The 25,099-nt window shown below is 63.2% G+C and carries 18 protein-coding genes; 17 read left to right on the top strand and 1 reads right to left on the bottom strand.

Annotated features, from left to right (window positions below):
* The first annotated feature begins 38 nt into the window (after positions 1-38).
* The 13 genes from Q4E25_RS08945 to Q4E25_RS08885 all read left to right on the top strand — a co-directional run bounded on the left by Q4E25_RS08945 (position 39) and on the right by Q4E25_RS08885 (position 15,363).
* Positions 39-902 (top strand): ATP-binding cassette domain-containing protein, encoded by an 864-nt coding sequence (locus tag Q4E25_RS08945; RefSeq protein WP_303156439.1) that lies wholly within the window; start codon positions 39-41, stop codon positions 900-902.
* Positions 899-1,552, top strand: a complete 654-nt coding sequence (locus Q4E25_RS08940; RefSeq protein ID WP_303156438.1) for an ABC transporter permease — start codon at positions 899-901, stop codon at positions 1,550-1,552. The genes Q4E25_RS08945 and Q4E25_RS08940 overlap by 4 nt, the downstream gene beginning before the upstream one ends.
* Positions 1,553-1,555: 3 nt before the next feature.
* Positions 1,556-2,236 carry an ABC transporter permease gene (locus tag Q4E25_RS08935; RefSeq protein WP_303156437.1) on the top strand — a complete coding sequence of 227 codons (681 nt, stop codon included), beginning with the start codon at positions 1,556-1,558 and terminating at the stop codon, positions 2,234-2,236.
* A gap of 71 nt (positions 2,237-2,307) precedes the next feature.
* On the top strand, positions 2,308-3,267 hold the full coding sequence (locus Q4E25_RS08930; RefSeq protein WP_303156436.1) for an ABC transporter substrate-binding protein: 960 nt from the start codon (positions 2,308-2,310) through the stop codon (positions 3,265-3,267).
* Positions 3,268-3,452: 185 nt separating this feature from the next.
* On the top strand, positions 3,453-4,829 hold the full coding sequence (locus Q4E25_RS08925; RefSeq protein ID WP_303156435.1) for a hypothetical protein: 1,377 nt from the start codon (positions 3,453-3,455) through the stop codon (positions 4,827-4,829).
* A 170-nt stretch (positions 4,830-4,999) separates the two neighbouring features.
* Entirely contained in the window at positions 5,000-7,558 is a 2,559-nt protein-coding gene (gene clpB, locus Q4E25_RS08920) for an ATP-dependent chaperone ClpB (RefSeq protein ID WP_303156434.1), read from the top strand.
* A gap of 502 nt (positions 7,559-8,060) precedes the next feature.
* Positions 8,061-8,912, top strand: a complete 852-nt coding sequence (locus Q4E25_RS08915) for a sulfurtransferase (RefSeq protein WP_303156433.1) — start codon at positions 8,061-8,063, stop codon at positions 8,910-8,912.
* 47 nt (positions 8,913-8,959) lie between these two features.
* Complete coding sequence (locus Q4E25_RS08910) at positions 8,960-10,276, top strand: hypothetical protein (protein WP_303156432.1); 1,317 nt, start codon at positions 8,960-8,962, stop codon at positions 10,274-10,276.
* Positions 10,277-10,375: 99 nt separating this feature from the next.
* Complete coding sequence (gene pyrE, locus Q4E25_RS08905; RefSeq protein WP_303156431.1) at positions 10,376-10,921, top strand: orotate phosphoribosyltransferase; 546 nt, start codon at positions 10,376-10,378, stop codon at positions 10,919-10,921.
* Positions 10,914-11,621: an RNA methyltransferase gene (locus Q4E25_RS08900; protein ID WP_303156430.1), complete on the top strand. Its 708-nt coding sequence runs from the start codon at positions 10,914-10,916 to the stop codon at positions 11,619-11,621. Before pyrE ends, Q4E25_RS08900 begins: the two co-directional genes overlap by 8 nt.
* Before the next feature lie 62 nt (positions 11,622-11,683).
* The gene (locus Q4E25_RS08895; RefSeq protein ID WP_303156429.1) at positions 11,684-12,886 is read left to right on the top strand and encodes a glycoside hydrolase family 76 protein; all 1,203 of its coding nucleotides are present in this window, start codon (positions 11,684-11,686) and stop codon (positions 12,884-12,886) included.
* Positions 12,887-13,012: 126 nt separating this feature from the next.
* A complete protein-coding gene (gene fbaA, locus Q4E25_RS08890) occupies positions 13,013-14,047 on the top strand; it encodes a class II fructose-bisphosphate aldolase (RefSeq protein WP_303156428.1) in 1,035 nt (344 codons plus the stop codon).
* A gap of 68 nt (positions 14,048-14,115) precedes the next feature.
* The gene (locus tag Q4E25_RS08885) at positions 14,116-15,363 is read left to right on the top strand and encodes an aromatic acid exporter family protein (protein ID WP_303156427.1); all 1,248 of its coding nucleotides are present in this window, start codon (positions 14,116-14,118) and stop codon (positions 15,361-15,363) included.
* 27 nt (positions 15,364-15,390) lie between these two features.
* On the opposite strand, the gene Q4E25_RS08880 is transcribed toward Q4E25_RS08885, so the two are convergent.
* The gene (locus tag Q4E25_RS08880; protein WP_303156426.1) at positions 15,391-16,386 is read right to left on the bottom strand and encodes a hypothetical protein; all 996 of its coding nucleotides are present in this window, start codon (positions 16,384-16,386) and stop codon (positions 15,391-15,393) included.
* Between the two features lie 373 nt (positions 16,387-16,759).
* Here Q4E25_RS08880 and Q4E25_RS08875 point away from each other — a divergent pair, with 373 nt between their 5' ends.
* From Q4E25_RS08875 to Q4E25_RS08860, 4 genes are all read left to right on the top strand, one after another.
* The gene (locus Q4E25_RS08875; protein WP_303156425.1) at positions 16,760-17,686 is read left to right on the top strand and encodes a hypothetical protein; all 927 of its coding nucleotides are present in this window, start codon (positions 16,760-16,762) and stop codon (positions 17,684-17,686) included.
* A gap of 94 nt (positions 17,687-17,780) precedes the next feature.
* Complete coding sequence (locus Q4E25_RS08870) at positions 17,781-18,878, top strand: hypothetical protein (protein WP_303156424.1); 1,098 nt, start codon at positions 17,781-17,783, stop codon at positions 18,876-18,878.
* Between the two features lie 136 nt (positions 18,879-19,014).
* Positions 19,015-20,307, top strand: a complete 1,293-nt coding sequence (locus tag Q4E25_RS08865; protein WP_303156423.1) for an adenylosuccinate synthase — start codon at positions 19,015-19,017, stop codon at positions 20,305-20,307.
* A 648-nt stretch (positions 20,308-20,955) separates the two neighbouring features.
* Positions 20,956-25,099 (top strand): Rib/alpha-like domain-containing protein (locus Q4E25_RS08860; RefSeq protein WP_303156422.1); only part of this gene is annotated, 4,144 nt, incomplete at its 3' end.

Below are 25,099 nucleotides of genomic sequence, written 5' to 3'. Positions count from 1 at the left end.
CCCTGCCCGGCGCTCAAAGCCTGTAGCATCGTGGGATAATGATTGAATTCGACGATGTCACAGTGCGTTACCCGGGCTCGCCCTCGGCTGCGGTCGAGGGCTTTTCTTATACCCTGCGCCCCGGAGCCATCACCGCCCTGGTGGGGCCTTCCGGCTGCGGCAAGACCACGCTGCTGCGCCTGGTCAACCGCATGGTGGAGCCGAGCTCGGGCCGCGTGCTCATCGAGGAAACCCCTGTCACCGAGCGCGACCCCGTCCAGCTGCGCCGCTCCATCGGCTACGTCATGCAGAACTCCGGGCTGCTGCCGCACTGCACGGCACTAGAGAACGTCGCCGCGGTGGCCAGGCTCTCCGGGGCCAGCCGCCAGGAGGCCACCGCGGCCGCACGCCAGTGGCTGCTGCGCGTGCACGTGGGCGAGGAGCTGCACTCCCGCTACCCGGCGGAGCTCTCCGGCGGCCAAGCCCAGCGCGTCGGCGTGGCCCGCGGCCTCGTGGCCAACCCGCAGCTGGTGCTCATGGACGAGCCCTTCGGCGCGGTGGACCCGGTGGTGCGCCGCGAGCTCCAGCACGAGGTCCGCGAGCTGCAGCGCACCATGAACACCACCGTCCTGCTGGTCACCCACGACATGGACGAGGCCTTCCTGCTGGGCGATGACATTATTCTGCTAGGCGAGCGTGCCCACATCCGCCAGCACGGCGCGCCCGAGGATTTCCTCACCGCCCCGGCCTCCCCGGAGGTGGCGCACTTCGTGGGCCTGGAGTCCAAGCGGTTGCACGTGGAACATCGCGCCGGGCGCGATGTGCTGGTGGGGGAGGAGGGCACCGTCGTGGGCCTGCTAGACAGCGCCGACAATCCCAGCACCGAAGCAACCCACAATCCCCACGCCGGTGATGCGCGGTGAAGTGGTCCTGGATAGCAGAAAACAGCGCACGGCTGACGGAGCTTGCCCTCGCGCACCTCAACCTGGCCTGGCCGCCTATCCTCGCGGCCTTCCTCCTGGCCCTGCCGCTGGGCTGGGCCGCCCACCGCTACGCCCGCCTGCGCGAGATGCTCATCGGGGCCTCCAGCGTGCTCTACCTCATCCCCTCGCTGGCGCTGTTCATCCTGCTGCCGCTGGTGCTGGGCACCTCGGTGCTCTCTCCGGTCAACGTGTTGGTGGCCATGACCCTCTACGGCCTGGCCCTGCAGGTGCGCTCCACAGCTGATGCCTTTGACACCGTGCCCGAGCCCGTGCGCAACTCCGCGGTGGCCATGGGCTACGCCCCGCTGCAGCGCATCCTCGCCGTGGAGCTTCCCCTGGCCGGGCCGGGTATCCTGGCGGGCCTGCGCGTGGTGGCGGCCTCGACCATCTCGCTCATCTCCGTCGGCGCCCTGGTGGGCGTGCACTCCCTGGGCACACTGTTCACCGAGGGTTTCCAGCGCAACTTCCCCACGGAGATCATCGCCGGGCTGCTGGGCACCGTTGTTCTTGCCCTGCTTGTCGACGTCCTCCTCATCATCCTCGGCCGCCTGCTCATGCCCTGGGCGCGCCGGGTGAAGGCAAGGAGCTAAGCCATGCACTTTCTTACTGAAGCACTCTCCTTCATCTTCAGCGCCGCCGAGTGGACCGGGCCCCAGGGCATCGGCGCGCGCCTTACGGCGCACCTGGGCTATTCGGCGCTGGCGGTGCTCATCGCCGCGGCCGTGGCCCTGCCGGTGGGCATCGCCCTAGGCCACAGCGGGCGGGGGCTATCCACCGTGGTGGCCGCCGCCGGCGCCCTGCGCGCGCTGCCCTCCCTGGGGCTTTTGACCTGGCTGAGCCTCGAGCTCTCCTTCGGCGTGCGCCTGCCGGTCATTCCCGCGGTCATCGTGCTGGCGATCCTGGCCATCCCACCCATGTTGGCCGGCACGGTCACCGGCGTGGGCGCGTTGGACCGCGCGGTGGTGGACTCCGCCCGCGCCGCCGGATTCAGCGAGCCCCAGATCATCGGGAAAGTGGAACTGCCCCTGGCTGCACCCGCGATCGTGGGTGGCATCCGCTCGGCCACAGTCCAGGTGATCGCCACGGCCACCATCGTGGCCTACATCGGGCTCTCGGGCCTGGGCCGCTACCTCATCGACGGGCTTGCGCTGCGCGATTACCCGCAGATGCTGGTCGGCGCGCTGCTCGTGGCGGTGCTCGCCCTGGCCATCGACGGCGCCTTCGCCGCGGTCCAAAGGCTCGTGCGCCCGCCTGGAGTGGCCGCTGCGGGCTAGCCGCCCTGGCTAGACTGGGGCATCCGCCCGGCACGACCCGCTGGGAGCAACCTACGGAAAGAGACCCCCTTATGCGCCGTTCCCGCGCCCGCCTGTTCAGCTCGCTCGCCACCCTCGCCGCCGCGGCGGTGACACTCAGTGCGTGCACCGCCGAGGACCCCACCGCGCAGCCGGGAGCGGAGAACGGTGCTGCCGGCGGGAAGGAAGGCAGCATCGTCATCGGCACCGCCAACTTCCCGGAATCGGAGATCATCGGCCAGCTGTGGGCAGCCACGCTGGAGGCTGCAGGCTTCGACGTCGAGGTGAAGTCCGGCATCGGCAGCCGCGAGGTCTACATGAAGGCGCTGGAATCCGGCGAGGTGGACATCGTGCCGGAATACACCGGCAACCTGGCCCAGTTCTACTCCGCGGAGGTCACCCCGGGCGCGGATGCCGACGCCGTCTACTCCTCCCTCAACTCGGTGCTGCCGGAGGAACTCAAGGCGGCGAAGATGGCCCCGGCGGAGTCCAAGGACGCTTACCACGTCACCGAGGAGACGGCGCGCACGTACCAGCTGGCCACCCTGGGGGATCTGAAGAAACTCCAGGATGCCGAGGGAATCACTATCGCCGCCAACCCGGAGCTGGCCCAGCGCCCCTACGGCCCGCGGGGCCTGGCGCAGTCCTACGGCCTCAACAAGCAGGACATTAAGGTCAACGCCATCTCTGACGGCGGCGGCCCGCTGACCATCGCCGCGCTGCTCGAGGGCCAGGCCAGCGTGGCGGATGTCTACACCACCTCGCCCACCCTGGACCGCGAGGGCAAGGAGATCAACCTGGTGCGCTTGGAGGATCCGAAGAACCTCATCCCCGCGCAGAACCTGGTGCCCATCTACCGAGCCGAGAGCGTGGACTCGCAGGCCGTGGAGGCCCTCGATGAGCTCAACGCGGATCTCAGCACCGAGGACGTGGTGGCCATGAACCTGCGCAACGTGGGCGCGGAGAAGGCCGAGCCGGCCACCATCGCCCGCGAGTTCCTGAGCAAGGCCTAAGCCTCCTCTTCACGAAGTCCTCAGCGTTTCCTTAGCGTCGCGAGGTGCGTGCACTCCGGGGGCTCGCGCCGCACTGGTGCAGCCCCTCGCCGCTTTGGTGTGGCGGCATCAACAGCGTAAACTCTTTCCAGAACAAAAGGGTACTGCGCGCCTGCAGGTGCCGTGTACACAGACGTACTGAGGGAATGATGCACAACGAGGGCTTAGGGCAGCTCCGAGATTCCATCTTGGAGCCGGCTTTGCGCATGGCGGCGTCCCAAGGGGAGGACTCGATTACCGCCGAATGCGTGGCCAAGCACGCGCCGTGCACCGTCGAGGACGTTCACGCGCTCTACGGCAATCTCGATGACCTGGTGGCGGACCTTCCCACCTACATCAACCGCCGTAAGATCCAGTTTCTGCGCGACACCGTGGAGGCCACCACCCAGCCGGAGGTCGGCGCCCAGCTCATCGCGGTCTCCGAGGGCTATTACTCCTACGTGGAGACTAACCCGGAGCTCTTCCGTTACCTCTTCGAGCACAAGCTTTCCGTCACCCAGCAGCAGTGGGACGCACTGCGCCAAGGAAAGCTCAGCGGCAACGAGTCTTTGGACATGCTCTACATCGGCATGGAGGATCTCGCCGCCGAGCGCGGGGTCACCGTGGGGGAGGGCGTCTCTTCGCAGATCCTCGCGGCACTGAGCGTGCTGAGTTGGGCCACCATCCACGGCTTGGGGCACCTCAGTGTGATTGGCGTGCTGCGCCACCAGCATTCGGTGCTGCGCCGCTACAACCTCAAGGTGGTCTACGAGGCGCTCTACAATGCCATCCTGCGCATCATCGACCGCGGCGACGTCGCCGACGCCTCCGATCGCCTCGCCTCGCTGCGCCAGGCCATGGCTGCATATGACGAAGAAGTACCGCCACGGGTGTGTATGGACGGCGACCATGACCTCTCCGCGATGAGCCCGGAGGAGGCCCGCGAGTGCATGCTCGAGTGCGCCATTGAGCTGGCCGGGGAGAAGGGTGCGGACGCCGTGTGCGTGGAGGACGTGGCCCGGCATTGCGGGGCGCCGGTCTCCTTTGTCACCGAGTGGGTCAACAATGACTTCGCCCTTAGGGAGCGCATTGAGGAGCTTACCGACGCCGAATTCACCCGCCGCATGGAGTACCTCCACGAGCATTCCTCCTACTGCGCCACTGCCGCCGATCACCTTGAGTGTGTCTCCGTGGCCTTCTTCAGCTATGCGCTGAAGAACCCGCGCCGCTTCAGCGCGCTGATTTCCGCGGCCAGCCACTCCGTGGTGCCCATCCGCGAGGACGGCATTGATCAGACGGACATGGGCGAATCCCTGGCCTACCTCATGCGCATTACCCGCCAGCGCCTACACGAGCTGGGCCAGCACGATGACGACAAGCTGGTCTACATCAAGAACCTCACCCTGTGGGCCACTGCCAACGGCATGAGCCACCTGGCCTCCCTGGGCGAGCTGCGCAAGCTCGACGAGGACGATAAGTGGGAGCTCTTCTACCTGGGTACCCAGGTGATCATGGAGTCGTTTTCTTACGGCATCGAGTACTAGCCCCAGCAGCCCTGCTCGCAAAGTTGAGTCCCTTCGACTCAAAAAAATTGAAGATTTTTCAACTTGAGTGGAACAGACTCAAGTTCTGAGACGTTGTGTCCAGTGAAGGCCCACAGACCGGCCCGCAGGCCGGCTGACGCAAGCACGTCGAAACTAGGAGAAACACAACGATGAACGCTTTTAACCCCACCACCAAAACTCAGGAGGCCCTGCAGCAAGCGCTGCAGACGGCCTCCGCCAACGGTAACCCCGATATCCGCCCGGCCCACCTGCTGGCCGCCATCCTGAGCCAGGAGGACGGCATCGCCGCCCCGGTTCTTAAGGCCACCGGCGTTGACCCTGAGACCGTGCTCAAGGAAGCACGCTCCCTGGTTGATTCCTATCCCAAGGCAGAGGGGTCCGGGATGGCGAACCCCAACTTTAACCGTGACGGCCTCAACGTCCTGACCCGCGCGCAGGAGCTGGCCGGTGAGCTCGGTGACGAGTACGTCTCCACTGAGGTGCTGCTCGCCGCCATCGCTGGCTCTAAGACGGATGCCGCCGAGCTGCTTACCAGCCGCGGCGCTACCTACGAGGCGCTCAAGGGCGCTTTCCCCTCCGTGCGCGGTGCCGCCAAGGTGACCTCGGAGAACCCCGAGGAGCAATTCCAGGCCCTGGAGAAGTACGCCACGGACCTCACCGCCCGCGCCCGCGAGGGCAAGATTGACCCGGTCATCGGCCGCGATCAGGAGATCCGCCGTGTGGTCCAGGTGCTCTCCCGCCGCACGAAGAACAACCCGGTGCTCATCGGTGAGCCCGGCGTGGGTAAGACCGCCATCGTCGAGGGCCTGGCCCGCCGCATCGTCGCCGGCGACGTGCCGGAGTCCCTCAAGGGAAAGACCCTGCTGAGCCTGGATCTCGGCTCCATGGTTGCTGGCGCGAAGTACCGCGGCGAGTTCGAGGAGCGCCTCAAGGCCGTGCTCGATGAGATTAAGGCCTCCGACGGCCAGATCATCACCTTCATCGATGAGCTGCACACCATCGTCGGCGCCGGTGCCACCGGTGAAGGCTCGATGGACGCCGGCAACATGATCAAGCCCATGCTGGCCCGCGGCGAGCTGCGCCTGGTGGGCGCCACCACGCTGGATGAGTACCGCAAGTACATCGAGAAGGACGCCGCCCTGGAGCGCCGCTTCCAGCAGGTCTACGCCGCCGAGCCGAGCGTGGAGGACACCGTCGGCATCCTGCGTGGCCTCAAGGAGCGCTACGAGGTTCACCACGGCATCCGCATCCAGGACTCCGCCCTGGTGGCCGCCGCTGAGCTCTCCAACCGCTACATCACCAACCGCTTCCTGCCGGACAAGGCCATCGACTTGGTCGATGAGGCCGGCTCGCGCCTGCGCATGGAGATTGACTCCTCCCCGCAGGAAATTGACGAGCTCGAGCGCATCGTGCGCCGCATGGAGATCGAGGAGCTGGCGCTGAAGAAGGAATCGGACGCCGCCTCCAAGGATCGCCTGGCCAAGCTGCAGCAGGAGCTTGCGGATGAACGCGAGAAGCTCGGCGAGCTCAAGGCCCGCTGGGTCAATGAGAAGAAGGCCATCGACGAGGTCCAGCAGGCCAAGGAGGAGTTGGAGGATCTCAAGCGCCAGGCGGAGATCGCCGAGCGCGAGGGTGATTATGAGAAGACCTCCGAGCTGCGCTACGGCCGCATCCCTGAGTTGGAGAAGCAGCTGGCTGAGGCCGAGACCCGCGCCAACGCTCAGACCAACACCATGCTCACCGAGGAAGTCACCCCGGACACCATCGCCGAGGTGGTCTCCGCGTGGACCGGTATCCCGGCCGGCAAGATGCTGCAGGGTGAGACCGAGAAGCTGCTCAACATGGAGGCTGAGCTGGGCAAGCGCGTTGTGGGCCAGCACGAGGCAGTCAAGGCCGTTTCCGATGCCGTGCGCCGTGCCCGCGCTGGCGTGGCGGATCCGAACCGCCCTACCGGCTCCTTCCTCTTCCTCGGCCCCACGGGTGTGGGCAAGACGGAGCTGGCCAAGGCTTTGGCGGAGTTCCTCTTCGACGATGACTCCGCGATGGTGCGCATCGACATGTCTGAGTACGGCGAGAAGCACTCCGTGGCTCGCCTCGTCGGTGCCCCTCCGGGATACGTGGGCTTCGATGCCGGCGGTCAGCTTACTGAGGCCGTGCGTCGCCGTCCGTACACGCTGGTGCTTTTCGACGAAGTCGAGAAGGCCCACCCGGACGTCTTCGACGTGCTGCTGCAGGTCCTCGATGAGGGCCGGCTTACCGACGGCCAAGGGCGCACCGTGGACTTCCGCAACACGGTGATCATCCTGACCTCTAACCTGGGCGCCGGCGGCACTAAGGAGGAGGTCATGGAGGCGGTCAAGCGCAACTTCAAGCCGGAGTTCATCAACCGCCTCGATGACGTGGTGATGTTCGAGCCGCTGTCCTCCGAGCTCCTTGAGGGCATCGTGGACATCCAGCTGGCCTCCCTGCAGGAGCGCCTGAGTGGACGCCGCCTGACCCTCAAGGTCTCCGACGCTGCCAAGCTGTGGCTGGCAGATCGCGGCTACGATCCCGCCTACGGCGCCCGCCCGCTGCGCCGCCTGGTGCAGCAGGCCATCGGTGACCAGCTGGCGCGCAAGCTGCTGGCCGGCGAGATCGTGGACGGCGACACCGTGCACGTCGACGTCGCTGATGGCGGCCAGCGCCTCGAGCTGGATACCCGCGGCTAAGCGCTAGCGCTCGCTGTCACAGCGAACCCCCCACAGTGCTCCCGCTGCAGTGCACATGCCTGCAGCGGGAGCACTGTGTCATTGCAGTGGGCGCACTGGGTGATTGCCGCGGTAGCGCTGTGGGGGCGAGCGGCGGCGGAGTGCCTCCTGGGCAAAGAGCGCAACGGCGGCTACCAAGGCGACGAACGCGCACACCCACAGCACAGCGGCGTAGCTCTCGGGCACGACAGTTGTCCCGAGAAGAAGCAGGATTGCAGCGAGCAGAATGAGTGAAATCCCAGTTGAGCGTTGACGGCGCCCGCTGGGCGCCACGGGTTCCTTCTGCGTCTTTGAGTTGTTCATGTTCCCTCAAGAAAGTGAGTTGGTTGAATGAGAAAGGTTGAGGGGAGAATCGTGTACCACTGCGTGATGGTCCAGCGCTCATTCGCGTACAACTAGACCTCTGCATAGGGGCCCTGGTACCACTGGGCAGGATGTCGCACGCGCCTTTAAACTCGGATGCATGAGTATCTTGGTCTCACCACGTGAGTTGCATGACAAAATCTTCCGCGGCGATAGGACTGTCCTTCTAGCCTCCCTCTGGGCGCCCGGTGAGGGCGAATCCTATAACCAGTTCACGTCTTTGCACATCCCTACTGCCCAGTACGCTGACGCGGCCTCAGCCTTCGTCGGCGTCCCCGGCTCCCAGGTGGGCCGCAACCCGTTGCCGGACACGGACAAGCTACAGGAGTGGTTCCGCCGCTGGGGCCTGCGCGAGCACGATGAGGTTGTGGTCTATGACGAAGGCCGCGGCCTCTTTGCCGGTCGCGCGTGGTGGACCCTGCGCTGGGCGGGCGTAGACAACGTCCGCATTCTCGACGGCGGCCTGGCCAACTGGCGCGCCCACAAGCTGCCCACGCTCACCGGCCCGGGCAACCTCGGCGTGGATACCCCGGCCACTCTGGATCCGGGACACATGCCCACCGCCACCATCGAGGAGGTCAAGACGCACAACGGCCTACTCATCGATACCCGCACCCGCAACCGCTTCGCCGGCCGTCGCGAGCACCTGGACCTCAAGGCTGGCCACATCCCGGGCGCTCTCAACCTGCCGGAGCGCTCCTTCCACGATGAGGAGACCAAGACCTGGAAGTCCGCGGAGGAGATCCGCGAGATAGTCCACGCGCACGGCATCACCGAGGACAACATCAAGGACGGCATCATCTACTCCGGGTCCGGCAACCACTCGGCCCTGGCCATCGCCGCGCTGGAGTACGCCGGCTTCACGGGCCTGCGCCACTTTGTGGGCGGCTGGTCCCAGTGGTGCGCCAACCCCGCCAACCCGGTGGAGCGCGGCGACCGCGAGCACCTCTAGCGCGCCAGCCGCGCTTGGGCCCGGTAGGGGATTAGAGTCTAAAGGCGATGCCTTACCTACTCCTCCTTCTCGCCCTCGCAGTCGGCGTGGCCGGCGTGGCGCTTCTGGTCCTGGACAAGCGCCGCACCGCGGCCGACCCAGCAAGTGCCGACCCCGCAAGTTCTGCAAGCGACGCCCCTGTGAGCCACGAGCCCGCTGAGCTTGCCGGTGCTGCTGAACCTAACGCTGAGCTCGTTACCGAGCCCGTCATCGAGTCCGAGGCAGCTGCCGACGCCACGGACACTCAGGCCTCCGCGGAGCGTCCCGCACCCGAGGCCGAGTCCGACGCACCCGCGGAAGCCGAGCCGCAGCCGGAACCGCAGGTTGAACAGACTGAACAAGAAGAGCAGGAAGAGACCGCCTCTGCGCCGGAGGCGTCTGCGCTTGAGCGTGAAGCGGAACAACCTGAGCGTGAAGCAGAGCATGAGCCTGAACGTGAGCCGGAGCGCGAGCCCAACAGGAGCTACCACAGCTTCCTCCCGGGCAGCCAGCGCCGCGAGCGCCGCGCCTGGGCGGAAAAGCGCGGCTTCGAGTTCAGCAAGCAGGATTCCTACCTCGTGGATGAGTGGATGCGCGGGGCCGCCGCCCAGGGCGCAGCGCCAAAGGACATCGTTGCGGGCAACGCCCACGGCCACGAGATGCTGCTCATGGATCTGGCCGGCATCCAGGTCATGGCCATGCGCACGGGTGCTGCCTCCGACATCGTGGTGGACTTCCGCCGCGAGGAACAGCCGGTGGATAATCCCTCCGAGGACCTGGTGCGCGTGATGAGCCTGGAGGGCTTTGACATCTTCGCCACCGATGCCGGCGTGGGCCAGCGCCTGGTGGATGAGCGCGTCGTGGTCGCCCTGGCCCAGATGCCCGCGGCGGTCACCGCCCTGTGGATGGAATCGGAGTGGGTGCTCGCCCAGATGAGCAAGGACGCGCGCACCCCGCAGTGGGAGGCGCTGCTGGCACCGCTGGCCAAGCTGGCCGATGCCGCCCGCGTGCTGCCCCCGCGCTCCTCCGCCACCCAGATGTGGCGCATCGAGGACGTCGATCCCGCCCGCGAGATCCCCGCCCCGCCGCGTCCGGAGCCCACCGGCCCCACCCCGGTGCCGGATCACTTCGAGTTCGATCGGCCCAGCATCCAGCGCCCCGAGGCGCCGGTGGAGATGCCCAGCCGCACCCGCAGCGACGTGCGCGGCGCGGTAGACCACAGCGCGCTCGGCGCGGACGAGGTGGACGCCATCGCCGACGGCCGCGAGCGCCCCCAGCCGGAGGCCGGGCACGCGCGCCTGCCCCGGCGGGGCGATAAGGGCTCGTCCATCTTCGGCGATGACTAAATCCCCGCGCCCCGCGGGGTAGTGTGTCTTAAGGAAAATCCTCTAACTTCCCTCTGAATCAACTTCCCTTTGAACCTGTTGTTACTAAAGGAGTGCGTCATGGGCCTGGACCCGCAGAAGAAGTCCCGTCTGGCAGAACTAGTGAAGGAACTGGCCGTGGTGCACGGCAAGGTCACGCTGTCCTCCGGTAAGGAGGCCGATTACTATGTCGACCTGCGCCGCGCCACCCTGCAGCACGAGGCAGGCCGCCTCATCGGCGAGCTGCTGCGCGAGCTCACCGCGGACTGGGACTACGCCGCCGCCGGCGGCCTGACCATGGGCGCTGACCCGGTGGGCCTGGCCATCATGCACGCCGAGGGCCGTCCCATCGATGCCTTCGTGGTGCGCAAGGAGGCCAAGAAGCACGGCATGCAGCGCCGCATCGAGGGCTTCGACGTCGAGGGCCAGAAAGTGCTCGTGGTGGAGGACACCACCACCACCGGTAACTCCCCGCTGACCGCCGTCAAGGCCCTGCGCGAGGCCGGAGCCGAGGTCGTGGGCGTGGCCACCGTGGTGGATCGCGCCACCGGCGCGGACAAGGTCATCGCGGACGAGGGGCTGGAGTACCGCTTCCTGCTGGGCCTGGAGGATCTGGGCCTTGCCTGATCCCGCCGAGACCCCGGCGCAGCCCGCTGTCGAGGAGACCACTGCCGAGGAGGCCAAAGGCCCCACCGAGTGGAATGAGGGTCGGCACGGCGTGGGCCCCTGGCAGGGCCCGTGGCCCGAGGGCCCGGAGGCGCAGAAGTACGATCCGGAGCTGCTCGAGCACGGGGATCGCCGCAACGTGGTGGACGCCTACCGCTACTGGAGCCGCGAGGCCATCACCGCGGATATCGATACCCGCCGCCACGCGCTGCACATCGCCATCGAGAACTTCGAGAACGATTCCAACATCGGCACCGTGGTGCGCACAGCCAACGCCTTCGCCGTGGACACCGTCCACATTGTGGGCCGCAGGCGCTGGAATCGCCGCGGGGCCATGGTCACGGACCGCTACCAGCACCTGCGCCACCACGACACCGTGGAGGAGCTCATCGCCTGGGCGGCGCAGGAGGGCCTGACGGTGGTGGCCATCGATAACACCCCCGGTTGCGTGCCCTTGGAGACCGCGCAGCTGCCGGAGAGGTGCCTGCTGCTCTTCGGTCAGGAGGGCCCCGGTGTCACTGAGGCAGCCCAGCAAGCGGCGATGATGACGTGCTCGATCGCACAATTTGGGTCCACTCGCTCCATCAACGCTGGTGTGGCCGCTGGTATTGCCATGCATGCATGGATTCGCCAACACGCAGATTTGTCCAAGGCGTGGTAATCACTCGTCCCCTATGGATAGGATTTAGGTAACATTCACCCGGAAAGAGCTGATAGGTAACTGTGGAAGAGAAATGGGCACACCGCGCTGATCTCGCGGAAACCGCCATCAACGAGCGCCACGCGCAAGCCGTGTGGTCCATCCCGCGTACCAACCTTGCGGTGTGCAGTTGGCCGCCCACCACTAAAGAAAAGCTCTTCGTGCACTGGCACTACTGGTGGCAGGCGCACTACTTGGACTGCCAGGTGGACGCCGCCCTGCGCAACAACTCCAAGGCCCGGCGCACCCGCATCCATGACACCATCCGCGGCATCCAGCTGCGCAATCTCTCCGCGCTGACCAAGAACCGCTACTACGACGATAAAGCGTGGCTGGCCCTGGCCATGGGGCGCGTGTCCCAGCTGAAGAAGATGAAGAAGCCCAAGCAGCTGGCCGCCCTGCAGCGCAACATCCGCGCCGGGGTGGACTCCCAGGTGGGCGTGCTGCCCTGGCGGGAGGGGGAGACCTTCCTCAATGTTCCCTCCAATGGGCCGGGCGCCATCATGCTGGCCCGCATGGGCAAGATCGATGAGGCCCGCCACATCGTGGACTGGATCTACGACAACCTGGTGGATGATGACGGCTTCATCATGGACGGCATCCGCATGCGCATGGACGGCCACGAGGTCGTGCGCAACATCCACCCCTATTGCCAGGGCGTGGTGCTCGGCGCGTGCCTGGAGATCGCGCTGGCCCTGCGGGAAAAGACGGGTCTGGGTGCCATGGAGAGCATTGACACCGTCCAGGAGGCGGAGCTGGCCAGCGACATGATGTACTACATCACCAACATTCGCGGCCTCGTGCAGGCGGTGGCCACCGGCATGGCCACTCCCTCGGGCGTGATCAACTGGCACACTGGCGACGGCGACGGCGGCCTGTTCAAGGGCATCCTCGCGCGCTACCTCGCGGACGTGGCCGTGCGCCTGCCGGGGGATTCCCCGGCCAACCGCGCCACCAAGAAGCTGGCCGCCCGCATGGTGATCGCCTCGGCGGAGTCCGTGTGGGAGCACCGCCTGGAGGTCGATGGCCTGCCCATCTTCGGCTCTGACTGGACTGATGACGCCAAGTTGCCGCATAACTACGGCTTTGGCCCCAGCACGCTGGGGGAGAAGGTGGGCATTATCCGCGTGGCGGAGCGCGATCTCTCGGTTCAGCTCTCCGGCTGGATGCTGCTGGAGGCCTGCGCCCGGGTGACCAAATATCAGCAGTCCGGGCGCAATAATTAAGCTCACAAGAATTGGGGCGGCAGGATCCGTCACAGATTGGCATACTTGGTTGCAGGACGTGTCCGCCCGCTCACTGCGGGTGGATGCGCACGGCTAGATAACAGCAACTCCTAAGGACGGATTTTCATGCCAATTGCAACCCCTGAGGTTTATAACCAGATGCTGGACACCGCCAAGAAGGGCGGCTTCGCTTTCCCGGCTATCAACTGCACTTCCTCCGAGACCATCAACGCCGCACTGCGCGGCTTTGCTGAGGCTGAGTCTGACGGAATCATCCAGTTCTCCACCGGCGGCGCAGAGTTCGGCTCCGGCCTGTCCGTGAAGAACAAGGTTGCTGGCGCTAAGGCCCTGGCAGCGTTTGCTCATGAGGCCGCGCAGCACTACGGCATCAACGTCGCACTGCACACTGACCACTGCCAGAAGGAAGTTCTGGATGAGTACGTCCGCCCGCTGATCGCGCTGTCCCAGGAGCGTGTGGACCGCGGCGAGCTCCCGCTCTTCCAGTCCCACATGTGGGACGGCTCCGCTATCCCGATCGATGAGAACCTGGTCATCGCCCAGGAGCTGCTGGAGAAGGCCCACAACGCCAACATCATCCTCGAGGTGGAGATCGGCGTTGTCGGTGGCGAGGAGGACGGCGTCCAGGCCAAGGCCGGCGCTAACCTCTACACCACCGTGGAGGACTTTGAAAAGACCGTCGACGCCCTCGGTACCGGGGAGAAGGGCCGCTACCTGCTGGCCGCTACCTTCGGCAACGTCCACGGCGTGTACAAGCCGGGCAACGTGAAGCTGCGCCCGGAGGTCCTCCTGGAGGGCCAGAAGGCAGCCGTGGCCAAGCTCGGCCTGGAGGAGGGCGCACAGCCCTTCGACTTCGTCTTCCACGGCGGCTCCGGCTCTGAGAAGGAGAAGATCGAGGAGGCCCTGCGCTACGGCGTCATCAAGATGAACGTGGACACCGACACCCAGTACGCCTTCACCAACCCGGTCGCCCGCCACATGTTTGAGAACTACGATGGCGTGTTCAAGATCGACGGTGAAGTCGGCAACAAGAAGGTCTACGATCCCCGCTCCTACCTCAAGAAGGCAGAGCAGGGCATGTCCGAGCGCGTCGTTGAGGCCTGCCAGGACCTGCACTCCGTGGGCAAGTCGGTCTCCAAGTAAGACCCAGCCCCCGAGCTTCTTCGAAGCTCACCACTTTCGGCGCCTGTCCGCGTACACTAGCTTGAGTTATGACTCAGGCAGATAAAGGTGCAACCTCCTCGGGCTCCTCCGCTTCCGCGGCCTCGCCTAGCAAGGCGCACCGCGTGCGGCTGAGCACCCGGGAGCAGTTGCGTGTGGTGGATCGCTCGCTTAAAGCGCGCATCGCGCGCGTGCGTTACCGCCTCGTCTTCATCTTGCAGTGCACGCTCGGCGCCGGTTTGGCGTATTACGTGGCCTACGAAATCTTCGGCCACACCCAGCCCTTCTTCGCCCCGATGGCGGTCATCATCATCCTGGGCCTATCCGGTAAGGATCGCGTACGCCGCGCTTTCGAGATGGCCTTCGGCGGCATCGCCGGCGTGGCGGTGGGCACGGTCTTGGTGGATACCTTGGGCACGGGCGTGGTCCACCTCACCATCATCATTGGCTTAGCGCTGCTCATCGGCTCCTTTGTCACGAGTTCCCAGCTGGTGACCAACCAGATCGTTATCGCGGCCATTCTCATCGCCACCATCCTCCCGCCGGAGGAGATGGGCGGGCTTACTCGCGCCACGGACGCGGTGATCGGCGCGGTCATCGGTCTGGCGATGATCATGCTCATCCCCACCTCGCCCCTGCGCGCGGGCCGCGTGGAGGTCTCCAAGGTGCTCGGCGTTGCCTCTTCTGTGCTTTCCGACGTCGCCCTGGGCCTGCGCGATGACGATCCCTCCGACATCGAGGACGCCCGCGCCGCGGTGGTGGGCACCCAGAACACCATTAATTCCATGCTGGCCGCGGCCAAGGGTGGCGCGGAGACCGCGCGCCTCTCGCCCTTCCTGTGGAGCACCCAGCGCACCGTGCGCTCGCTGGAGCGCATCCTCACCCCGGTGGATAACGTCCTGCGCTCTATCCGCGTGCTCTCCCGCCGCGCGCTGGTGCTCTCCCAAGACAATGACACGGTCACCACGGAGCAGATTGAGCTTATCGACGAACTCGCGGACATCACCTACGAGCTCTCCGTGCTCTACTCCCACCAGTCGGCCAAGGAACGCCGCGTGGATGAGGCCCAGGCCATCCCCGAGCTGGTCAAGCGCCTGCGCCAGCTGGCCGCCCGCGCCACGATGGACGTGGTCAACGAGGAGTCCGTGCTCTCCGCCTACGCGCTGCTGGCGCAGACGCGCTCCATCATCGTGGATCTGCTCATGATCTGCGGCATGTCCCGCGAGTCCGCCGTGGCGCAGCTGGCGCCGACCTCGGAGAGCCCCGCCTTCCCGCCGGAGGTCTGGGAGGGCGATTAGCACCATCGGGCCAGCTCCCGCTGTGCTTTAGGACGCCCTCGCGATCTGCAAGTCCCGCAAGTGCCGGTAGAAGGTCACGCGCTTGACGGGGCGCTTGGCACTAACCCCGTCCACGATGACCCGCAGGGACGGCCCTCCCGCCTGCACCGCGCGCCCGGTGCACACGCTCTGGACGTCGAGCTGCCCTGGGGCAACCGGCGTGCGCCAGCGGGCAAAGAAGCCGCCGCGAAGGAAGCCTCCGTGGCCGCCCTGCGTGTTCTCCTCGAGCCCGATGGCCGCTGATTCCACCACCGGTGAAATCGCCTTGGCTGCCACGATGCCCGGTGCGTCCACCATGGGCACCAGGCGTGCACCATAGGTGCCCGGACCGGCCTGGCCGCTCCTCGATCGCGCGTTCCCGCTCTTCTTACTCGCGTTCCCACTCATCTGATCCACCGGTGCGCCGTGGCGCACGAGGACGTGATCGTCGACGATGATTTCTCCGGTGATCTCGGTGTTCTCCCATTCGGAGATGGTGGCCGAGCCCGCCACCGCCAGGCCCGCGTCGTTGCGGATGAGCGGCACGGGCATGACGGACGCGTTGAGCGCCACGCTGAGCGCGGATTCCACGTCACTGGGCAGCCCCCAGTTGCGCGCGGCGGTGGAGGCAGCATCCACCGGGGCGTAGCCGACCTCTGCCCACAGGTAGTCCCCGCGCATCATTCGGGTGAGCACGGCACTAAGCGCAGCATCGCTGCCGATGACCACCACGCGCAGGGCCTCCTTGAGGTGTGGCTTTTGCGGGGCAATTTCCGGGGCTCCCAGGTGGCGCACATCCGGCTGCGCGGCAATCTCATCGAGGGAGGGCGTGGGATCCTCCGGCAGGATCTCCTTGGCAAAGGCATCGAGCTGTTTAAGCTCCTTCCTAGTCGGCACCGCACTGAGCTCGAGCACCGTGGCGGCCAGCCCGGCCAGAGCCGCATCGAGGCCGCGCGCCGCGCCGGAATCGGGGGAGACACCGCATTTGAGAACCACACAAGTCATAGGTGAATCATAGGCGTTCGGGCTTGGCCTGCAGCAGCCGCGGGGCATCAACGAGCCTGCGGCGGAGGAGTGCTGGTGGCTATGTGAGCGATAGTGCGAGTGACAGCGCCTACGGCGGTGCGAGGGGGTGCACGTGGCGCCGCAACGTAACGAATGGGATACAGGACACTTCCTGCGGTGGCAGAGGTCACAGTCTCTGGGTAAGGTTTGCGATACCCCGACACTTTCCCCTAGCAAATGTTTGAGGTACGTAATGTTTCTCTCGCCTAAGACAACCATCGCATTGGTCTCCGTAGCAGGCCTGAGCTTAAGCTCCTGCAGTTTGTTTGGAGGGGACTCTGATTCCGAAGAAGCCCAGCCCACCCCCGCTGCGGTGAGCAGCGAAGCAACCACCAGCTCGGCCGCGAGCTCCACGTCGAGCGCTACCACCACAACCAGCGCAGCCGACTGCGGTGAGGACTCCGAGCTGGAAGAGACCCCGCTGGCCACCATTCTGGAGAACGGTGAGTCAGCACTCAATGGCACGGGCGAGACCTTCAAGGACATCGAGGTCGATGACGATAGTTTCGATCCCTGCGCGTTCCTGAGCTACGCGGTGCTCAAGGGCACGTTCGATGGCGATGACGCCAAGGCGTTGGTGGTGTTCAAGCAGGGCGAGATTTGGGACGAGGACATGATCTTCCTCACCGATGACTCCCTGGAGGTCACCGAAAAGGGTGAGGGCTTCGCCTTCACCTCAGAGGGAAACGACGTTCTGACCGGCGTTGAGGGTGACGTGAAGAAGCGCGAAGGCTCCGAGCAGCCCATGATGAACCAGTCCTTCTCCGGCTCGCAGGATGAAATCCTCTTCCTCCAGCTGGATGCGGATCTCTCCGCATCTTCGGCGGAGCTCGGCTCCGATGAGGAGGATATGCGTGGTGAGTCCGCGGTCAAGGCCTCGGTTGACGGGTTGGAGCTGACCTGCCTCATCAACGAGAGCTCCTCCACCATCGACTGCGGCCGCGAGGACGGTGAGACCTGGGCCTTGGAGGGCGATGTCGACATTCCCCTTGAGGACTTCGGCTTCGAGTTCATCTCCGCTGCGCCGCTGGAAGGGGACCTCTCCTTCGGAGGCTTGCCCGATGACTTCGACTCTTCCGGTGCAAAGGAACTGGAAAAGGGCCTCTACCGCATCGGCAAGGGCAACATCGAGGGGCAGCTTGCTGTCTTGGACGATGGCATCATGCTGAGCACCCCGAACACCCAGCGCGTCATTTTCGATACTGACCGGGTCATCCTCGCTGACCAAGATCGCGGCTAACGCAGCGCCGAGTAGCCGAAAGGCAGCCGAGAGACAGACAGCCGAGAAATAGGTTGCCGAAAAGCAGTAGAGAAGAAACAACGAAAGGTTCCTAATGATGCGTACCCGCGTCAGCGCCGTGGCACTTCTGTCCGCTACCGCCTTCGCCGTGAGCGCTTGCGGTTCCTCGGAGGAAGATAACGAACCCTCGATGAGCAGCGTGACCACCGTGAGTAGTGCGTCAGAGTCTGCGACGACATCCAGCTCCGCTCCCAGCACCACCAGCTCCGCTAAGAATGCTGCGTGTGACTCCGACATGGAGCTGGAGGACACACTCTTGAATGAGGTCTTGGAGAAGGAAGAAGCCAAGATTCAGGGGAGCTCCAAGAAGCTGACGGATGTCTCCATCGGGGAGGATGCTTACGATCCCTGTGCGGATCTGAGCTACGTCATCTTGGAAGGTGAATACAACGGAAGCCAGGCGGCAGCCCCGGTATTTTTCGGTGAAGGCGACCTTTTGGATCCTACGGGTGTCTTTTTGACGGCAGATGATGTGGATGTGGAGGAAACCTCTGACGGATTAACCGTTACTGCGGAGGAGACCGAGGACTTCGTCGGCGTGGAGATGGAGTTCACGGTGGAGGCAGCAACAAAGAAGATTCACCTGCACCGCTCCTTCACTGGGGGAGAAGTGGACATTCTGTACCTCGATCTCGGTGCGGGTTCGATGAGCGGTTCTTCCGATAGCGCTGACGGTGATGATTTAGGCTCCGACGAAAAGGACCTTCGTGGTGAAGATGCCTTCCACGTCGCAATATCTGGTCTGAAAATCCAGTGCGAGATTGACGGTGATGAAGCCACACTGCACTGCGTGCGTACCGATGGAAAAGCCTGGCGCCCTAAGGGGGAGCTGACAGCAATGTTTGATGCTGACGAAGCGTTCAAGGGAGTCGAAGTCCAGCAGAAGAAGGACTCTTTCACGGTTGAACCTGTTGATGATGAGTCCGGCTCTGCGTCTTCCTCAACGCCGAAAGGAAAGAACGTCGGGGAGGGGCTCTACCGCATCGGTGAGGGAGACTTTGAAGGCCAGCTCCTTGTCTCTGACGATGCCGTCATGATCAACGCCTCTAACAAGCTACGCCTCATCCTGGACGCGGATTCCTTCTTCCTTGGCGTTGAGGATGAGGCTCCAGAGACCTCACGCGACGCCTAGTGCCCTCCCCTTGAGCTCCGAAACCGCATACCGGAGCTCATCGTCACAGAAAACCGCACAATAACAACATGCACAACCGCCTACGGGTAAAGTGGGTGCGTATTTGGCTTCAATCATGAGGAAGTGACACCCAAGAATGGCTGCAATCGTCATTGTCGGCGCCCAGTGGGGCGATGAAGGAAAAGGCAAAGCCACCGACATCCTTGGTGGCAAGGTTGACTACGTCGTCAAACCCAACGGCGGCAACAACGCCGGCCACACCGTCGTGGTTGGCGGCGAGAAGTACGAGCTCAAGCTCCTGCCCGCCGGCATCCTCTCAGAGAACGCCACCCCGGTTCTGGGCAACGGCGTCGTGATTAACCTCGAGGCCCTCTTCGACGAGATCGACGGCCTTGAGGCTCGCGGTGCCAACGCGTCGCGCCTGCGCATCTCCGCCAACGCGCACCTCGTTGCCCCGTACCACCAGACCTTGGACCGCGTGCAGGAGCGCTTCCTGGGCAAGCGCGCCATTGGCACCACCGGCCGCGGTATTGGCCCAGCCTATGCGGACAAGGTTGCCCGCATTGGCATCCGTGTTCAGGACATTTTCGATGGGTCCATCCTGCGCCAGAAGGTCGAGTCCGCTCTGGACATCAAGAACCAGATGCTGGTGAAGATGTATAACCGCAAGGCCATCGATCCGGAGCAGGTGGTGGAGTACTTCCTGAGCTACCGTGACCGCCTGCGCCCGATGGTCATCGAGACCGAGCTGGAGCTCAACCGCGCGCTGGATGAGGGCAAGCACGTCCTCATGGAGGGCGGCCAGGCCACCATGCTCGACGTGGACCACGGCACCTACCCGTTCGTGACCTCCTCGAACCCGTCTGCCGGTGGCGCCTCCGTGGGCTCCGGCATCGGCCCGACCCGCATCACCACCTCCCTGGGCATCATCAAGGCTTACACCACCCGCGTGGGTGCCGGCCCGTTCCCCACGGAGCTCTTTGACAAGTGGGGCGAGTACCTGCAGACCACCGGCGGTGAGATCGGCGTGAACACCGGCCGTAAGCGCCGTTGCGGTTGGTATGACTCCGTCATCGCTCGCTACGCCACCCGCGTCAACGGCTTTACGGATTACTTCCTCACCAAGCTGGACGTACTCACCGGCATCGGTGAGATTCCGATTTGCGTGGCTTACGATGTCGACGGCAAGCGTTACGACGAAATGCCGCTCACCCAATCCGAGTTCCACCACGCTGAGCCCATCTTTGAGACCATGCCGGCCTGGGATGAGGACATCACCGAGTGCAAGACTTTTGAAGAGCTCCCGCAGAAGGCCCAGGATTACGTCCTGCGCCTTGAGGAGCTCTCCGGCTGCCGCATTTCCTACATTGGCGTCGGCCCCGGCCGCGACCAGACCATCGTGCGCCACGACGTGATGGAAGACCAGTAAAGCCAGCACTGCGTAGCTACAGCAAAAGGTAATACTGCGTAGCAGCAAACGCTTACACGTTTCAGCCCCTGTAACCCGCTCAACAAGGACGGGATGCAGGGGCTTTGCTGTTCCTTAAAGCTCTCAGCAAATCATTAGAACTGTGCGATGAATCAAAGGGGCGCTTATTGAGTATTAAGACGGGGCGACCTCAAAGGCGGTAAATGGGGACGGGCTGAAAATGGCAGAAAAATTGGCATCAACAAGTGTCTATAAAAAGCTATGACCGGCATAGTTGTTCTATTTTCATCAAAAGATGCCTGAGTAGATTGCTTAGAATTTCCTGTCAATGTGTCGATCGTCACACCTAATGGGGTGGGGTGGGAAAAATTCTATAGATGCATGTAAATGGCCATAAAGCGCACTTGCGACGATCGCTGAGGTTTAAAACTGAGAAAAACCTGAACCTTTAATTTTCATAAGTGAGAAATGAAGGTACTCTAATAGCTGAGTCTCAGTAGGACTTTCGCCTAACTCTCGTCAACATGCTTGGTGGAAACCCCTCTGACTCACTAGCGCAAAACTCTCGAAGCGCTAGTTCTCCCAGGGCCTTGTGGTCATTCCCGCCCAAGGCCGACATATTCGGGTTTTAGTGAAAGGAACTTCTTGATGTCCAAGAAGGTTATTCGTCGTGCCGGTGTAGCACGACGCCGCGGCACCACGATTGCCGCAGCTGCTCTCTCTGTGGCGCTGGTGGCGCCGTTTGTCCACCCTGTTGTTGCTCCGCAGAGCGCTCCGGTGGCATCAGCCCAAACCTCTGGCACCGTTGCCGAACTGCCGCACATTGATCCGACCAAGGTGATCGAAGCGGACGCCATCGCCAACGGTTACATCACTGGTCGTACGGGTCTTACGAACGCGTTCGCAACCCTGTCCGGCACTGTTGGTTTGATGGAGACCACCGCATCGTCTTCGCTGGCCGGTTCAATGGGCTTGAATGATGTCAAGGTCTACATGCAGTTCAAGGACTCTGACGGGGTCATTTCTCCGGTTTACACTGCGACCTCTACGCGTCTTGGTGGTGGCGACGGTACCTACGCTTTTGACCTCCGTGCCAAGGATGAAGAGGGGAACGTTCTGCAGCACCCGGACAGTCCGGTTGGTGGTAAGGAGTTCTCGTTTATTGACGTACACGGTAAGCCTCATATCTTCCGTGGCGCGGACGGTCAGCAGTACCGCATCTGGATTGATCAGCCGATCAAGAATGAGGCCACCGGCAATCTCCTTCAGTTTGCTCGTCAGGCCGGTGGCGGTGTCCCGGGTGTATGGCAGGATGCTGTCGCGGCAAATGCGAATGGCGCATGGACAACTCGCGGAACCAACGTCCAGCGTACGGGTATCTTCCTTAAGGAGACAGCGCCGGCTGCACGTGGTGAGGTTCAGATCACGGACAAGGGTGGCAGCAAGCTCGGCGATACGATCGAGATCACCATCACCGACAGGACCGCTCCGGGCATCGGTGAAGTCAAGGCTGGTGTCAAGGAAATCACCGGTACCGGTGACCGTGAAGGCGAAAAAATTACCGTTACCTTCCCGGATAACACCACCGCTGAGACCACCGTCGACGCCGACGGCAAGTGGACTGTTGCAGTTCCGGAAGGAACTGAACTGAGGAACGACGGCAAGATCGCTGCCAACGATGAGTCTGGCAATACCGCTGAGCGTCTTGTTGGTGCCACTGGCGCGGGTACCACCACCCCGTCGCAGACTCCCACCGATGCCAAGGAAGTCCCAGCTGACGGCAATGGCCACACGCTGGAAGTGAAGGTCGAGAACCCAGCGTCCGTCTCGCTCGTTAAACTGACTGACGAGAGCGGCAACCGCATTGACGGAGCGAGGGCTGAGATTGATCAGAAGACTGGCGCTATCACGGTGACCGTGCCGAAGAGCGCCGTGCCGGGTACTGCGAGCCTCAAGGTTTCTGCGGACTCATACATGGTGAGCCCAAACTTCTCGATTGACGAAGAAGGTTTTACGGGCCACGTAGACTCAAGCGCACCGAGGAACGCATACTACGGTAGCGTCTGGGATGATGCCCAGGGCGGCCCTGATCGTAATGAGGTCGGCCCCCTCTACTGGTGGGATGGTGACCTCCCGATTGAGGGCGCTATGGTCTATGCGTCTGTTCTCTCCGATGAAGGCATTGCTGAGTACGAGCGGCTCGGTATTCCGGAAATGCCCTTCCGTGAGCAGGCTGAAGCTACCAAGCACATGATCGAGAACATGCGTGCCAACGGGCAGGAGCCTATCCTCAAGACTGTCGGCGCGAAAACGAACGAAGAGGGACGCTACACGCTCCGCATGGGCGACGACGCCGGCGACCGGGTAACCAATTACACCTATCTGTGGGTTGAGGTTGACGGGAAGGTAATGAACGGCTTCAGTGGCTTCCCGACGCCCGTTTTCCAGAAGGCCGCCGCGAACAGTGGAGAGAACCCGAACCGCGACGGGCGTGTCGGCATCGTTTCGCTCGCTGGAAACCGCTGGTACAACGTTAACTTCGCGCAAGTAAAGCAGAATATTTCCCAGCTGGACATCGTTAACTACGATTCCTACTTGAACCCCGCGGATTTGCCACAAGCAGAGGAAGGAAAGCCGCTTGCTCCGGCCGAAATCAAGCTGACGGGAGATCTGCCACCGTTCCCCGGAAACAAGATCGTATGGATTGGCCCGGACGGCAAGCAGATCGGTGAAGAGTGCCCAGTGTCCACACTCGCCGATGCCAAGAACTGCGCACTTCCTGCCGAGAATTTCGAGCAGCCGGGTGCCTACATCGCTCAGCTGCAAAACGCTTATGGTGTCGTAGTTGCGCAGGATTCTTTCCTCGCAATTGACAAGACTCGTAACAACGGTGAGTTCGAGCCAGTATACGAGCCGACCAAGGCCCCCCAGGGGCAGACCACGACCGTTCCCGCACCGAAGGACGCCGCCCAGGAGCTTCCAGAGGGCACCACTTTCGAGCAGGTTGCTCAGATCACCGATCCGGATGGTAAGAAGATTGATCTACCCAACTGGATCACTGTGAATCCGGATGGCTCAATCAAGCTCACTCCTCCCTCAGACGCTGTGACGGGTGACTACGTGATTCCGGTTAGTGTGAAGTACCCGGATGGCTCCACCGAGACCGTGGATGCAAAGATCACCGTCACCGAGGATACAAAGCCTGGTGCTGACAACGAGAATTATGATCCGAAGGCTAAGGATCAGTCTGTCAAGGTTGGTAAGACTCCGAAGGCTGAGAACAGCATTGCTAATGTTGCTGATTTGCCGGAGGGCACCAAGTTTGAGTTCAAGGAGCCGGTGGATACGTCTTCGGCTGGTTCTAAGGACGCGACTGTTGTGGTGACCTATCCGGACAAGACTCAGGATGAGGTCTCCGTCAAGATCACTGTCACCGAGGATGCAAAGCCTGGTGCTGACAACGAGAATTATGATCCGAAGGCTAAGGATCAGTCTGTCAAGGTTGGTAAGACTCCGAAGGCTGAGAACAGCATTGCTAATGTTGCTGATTTGCCGGAGGGCACCAAGTTTGAGTTCAAGGAGCCGGTGGATACGTCTTCGGCTGGTTCTAAGGACGCGACTGTTGTGGTGACCTATCCGGACAAGACTCAGGATGAGGTCTCCGTCAAGATCACCGTCACCGAGGATGCAAAGCCTGAGGACCCGAAGACGGATTCGGATAAGGATGGTCTGACCGATAAGGAAGAGACCGATGGCTCCCGTAATGAGGATTACAACAATGAGCCGACTGATCCGAACAAGGCTGACACCGATGGTGATGGTCTGACTGATGGCCAGGAGATTGTTCTGGGCACCGATCCGAACAACCCGGATACCGATGGCGACGGCGTCAACGATGGCGACGAGATCAAGGACGGCACCAACCCGCTGAAGGAAGACACCGATGGTGATGGTCTGACTGATGCTGAGGAGAAGGAGCACGGCACTGATCCGCTGAACCCGGATACTGATGACGATGGCATCCTTGATGGTGCTGAGGTTGACGGTTCTGGTAACAAGTTCGACGGTAAGCCGACCGATCCGACCAAGGCTGACACTGATGGCGACGGCGTCAACGACGGCGCCGAGGTCAACAACCAGCCGGAGCCGACTGACCCGAATGACCCGAACTCTAAGCCGGGTGACAAGGGCAGTGTCGATACCGATGGTGACGGCCTGACCGATGAGGAAGAAGACGCGCTCGGTACTGATCCGAACAACGCTGACACCGATGGCGACGGCATCAATGACGGTGACGAGGTCAACGGTTCCACCAACAAGGATTGGGATGGCGACGGTAAGGGCGACCCGACCGACCCGCTGGAGCCCGATACCGATGGTGACGGCCTGAACGACGGTGACGAGATCATCGCCGGTGCCAACCCGAACGATGTTGACACCGACAAGGACGGCATCAACGATGGTGACGAGGTCTCTGGTGAGAAGAACCCGTTCGATAAGGACGGTAACCTGACCGAGGAGTCCGGTCTGCCGGGTGCGCCGACTAATCCGAACGATGCTGATACCGACAATGACGGTGTCACCGACGGCGATGAGATCAACACCATTGTTGATGAGAACGGCAACACGGTGAAGGATCCGGCGGCTACCGATGAGGTCACTGACCCCAACGATGGCCTGCGTGGCGACCTGCCGAGCGGCGGTGACAACAACAACGGTGGCGATAATGGTTCGTCCAACGGTGGTTCTTCCGACGGCAAGGTTGACCTGGGTAAGTGCATCCCGGCTGCTG

The organism is Corynebacterium sp., assembly GCF_030532325.1.
Taxonomy (GTDB): Bacteria; Actinomycetota; Actinomycetes; order Mycobacteriales; family Mycobacteriaceae; genus Corynebacterium.
The sequence above is the reverse complement of the archived record's forward strand: the minus strand, read 5'-3'. Positions and strand labels throughout refer to the sequence as shown.

What these genes read in the sequence shown, in the direction of transcription:
- Q4E25_RS08945 (WP_303156439.1), top strand. Translation starts at nt 39, where the DNA reads ATGATTGAATTCGACGATGTCACAGTGCGTTACCCGGGCTCGCCCTCG.
- Q4E25_RS08935 (WP_303156437.1), top strand. Translation starts at nt 1,556, where the DNA reads ATGCACTTTCTTACTGAAGCACTCTCCTTCATCTTCAGCGCCGCCGAG.
- Q4E25_RS08930 (WP_303156436.1), top strand. Translation starts at nt 2,308, where the DNA reads ATGCGCCGTTCCCGCGCCCGCCTGTTCAGCTCGCTCGCCACCCTCGCC.
- Q4E25_RS08925 (WP_303156435.1), top strand. Translation starts at nt 3,453, where the DNA reads ATGATGCACAACGAGGGCTTAGGGCAGCTCCGAGATTCCATCTTGGAG.
- clpB (WP_303156434.1), top strand. Translation starts at nt 5,000, where the DNA reads ATGAACGCTTTTAACCCCACCACCAAAACTCAGGAGGCCCTGCAGCAA.
- Q4E25_RS08915 (WP_303156433.1), top strand. Translation starts at nt 8,061, where the DNA reads ATGAGTATCTTGGTCTCACCACGTGAGTTGCATGACAAAATCTTCCGC.
- Q4E25_RS08910 (WP_303156432.1), top strand. Translation starts at nt 8,960, where the DNA reads ATGCCTTACCTACTCCTCCTTCTCGCCCTCGCAGTCGGCGTGGCCGGC.
- pyrE (WP_303156431.1), top strand. Translation starts at nt 10,376, where the DNA reads ATGGGCCTGGACCCGCAGAAGAAGTCCCGTCTGGCAGAACTAGTGAAG.
- fbaA (WP_303156428.1), top strand. Translation starts at nt 13,013, where the DNA reads ATGCCAATTGCAACCCCTGAGGTTTATAACCAGATGCTGGACACCGCC.
- Q4E25_RS08885 (WP_303156427.1), top strand. Translation starts at nt 14,116, where the DNA reads ATGACTCAGGCAGATAAAGGTGCAACCTCCTCGGGCTCCTCCGCTTCC.
- Q4E25_RS08880 (WP_303156426.1), bottom strand. Translation starts at nt 16,386, where the DNA reads ATGACTTGTGTGGTTCTCAAATGCGGTGTCTCCCCCGATTCCGGCGCG.
- Q4E25_RS08870 (WP_303156424.1), top strand. Translation starts at nt 17,781, where the DNA reads ATGATGCGTACCCGCGTCAGCGCCGTGGCACTTCTGTCCGCTACCGCC.
- Q4E25_RS08865 (WP_303156423.1), top strand. Translation starts at nt 19,015, where the DNA reads ATGGCTGCAATCGTCATTGTCGGCGCCCAGTGGGGCGATGAAGGAAAA.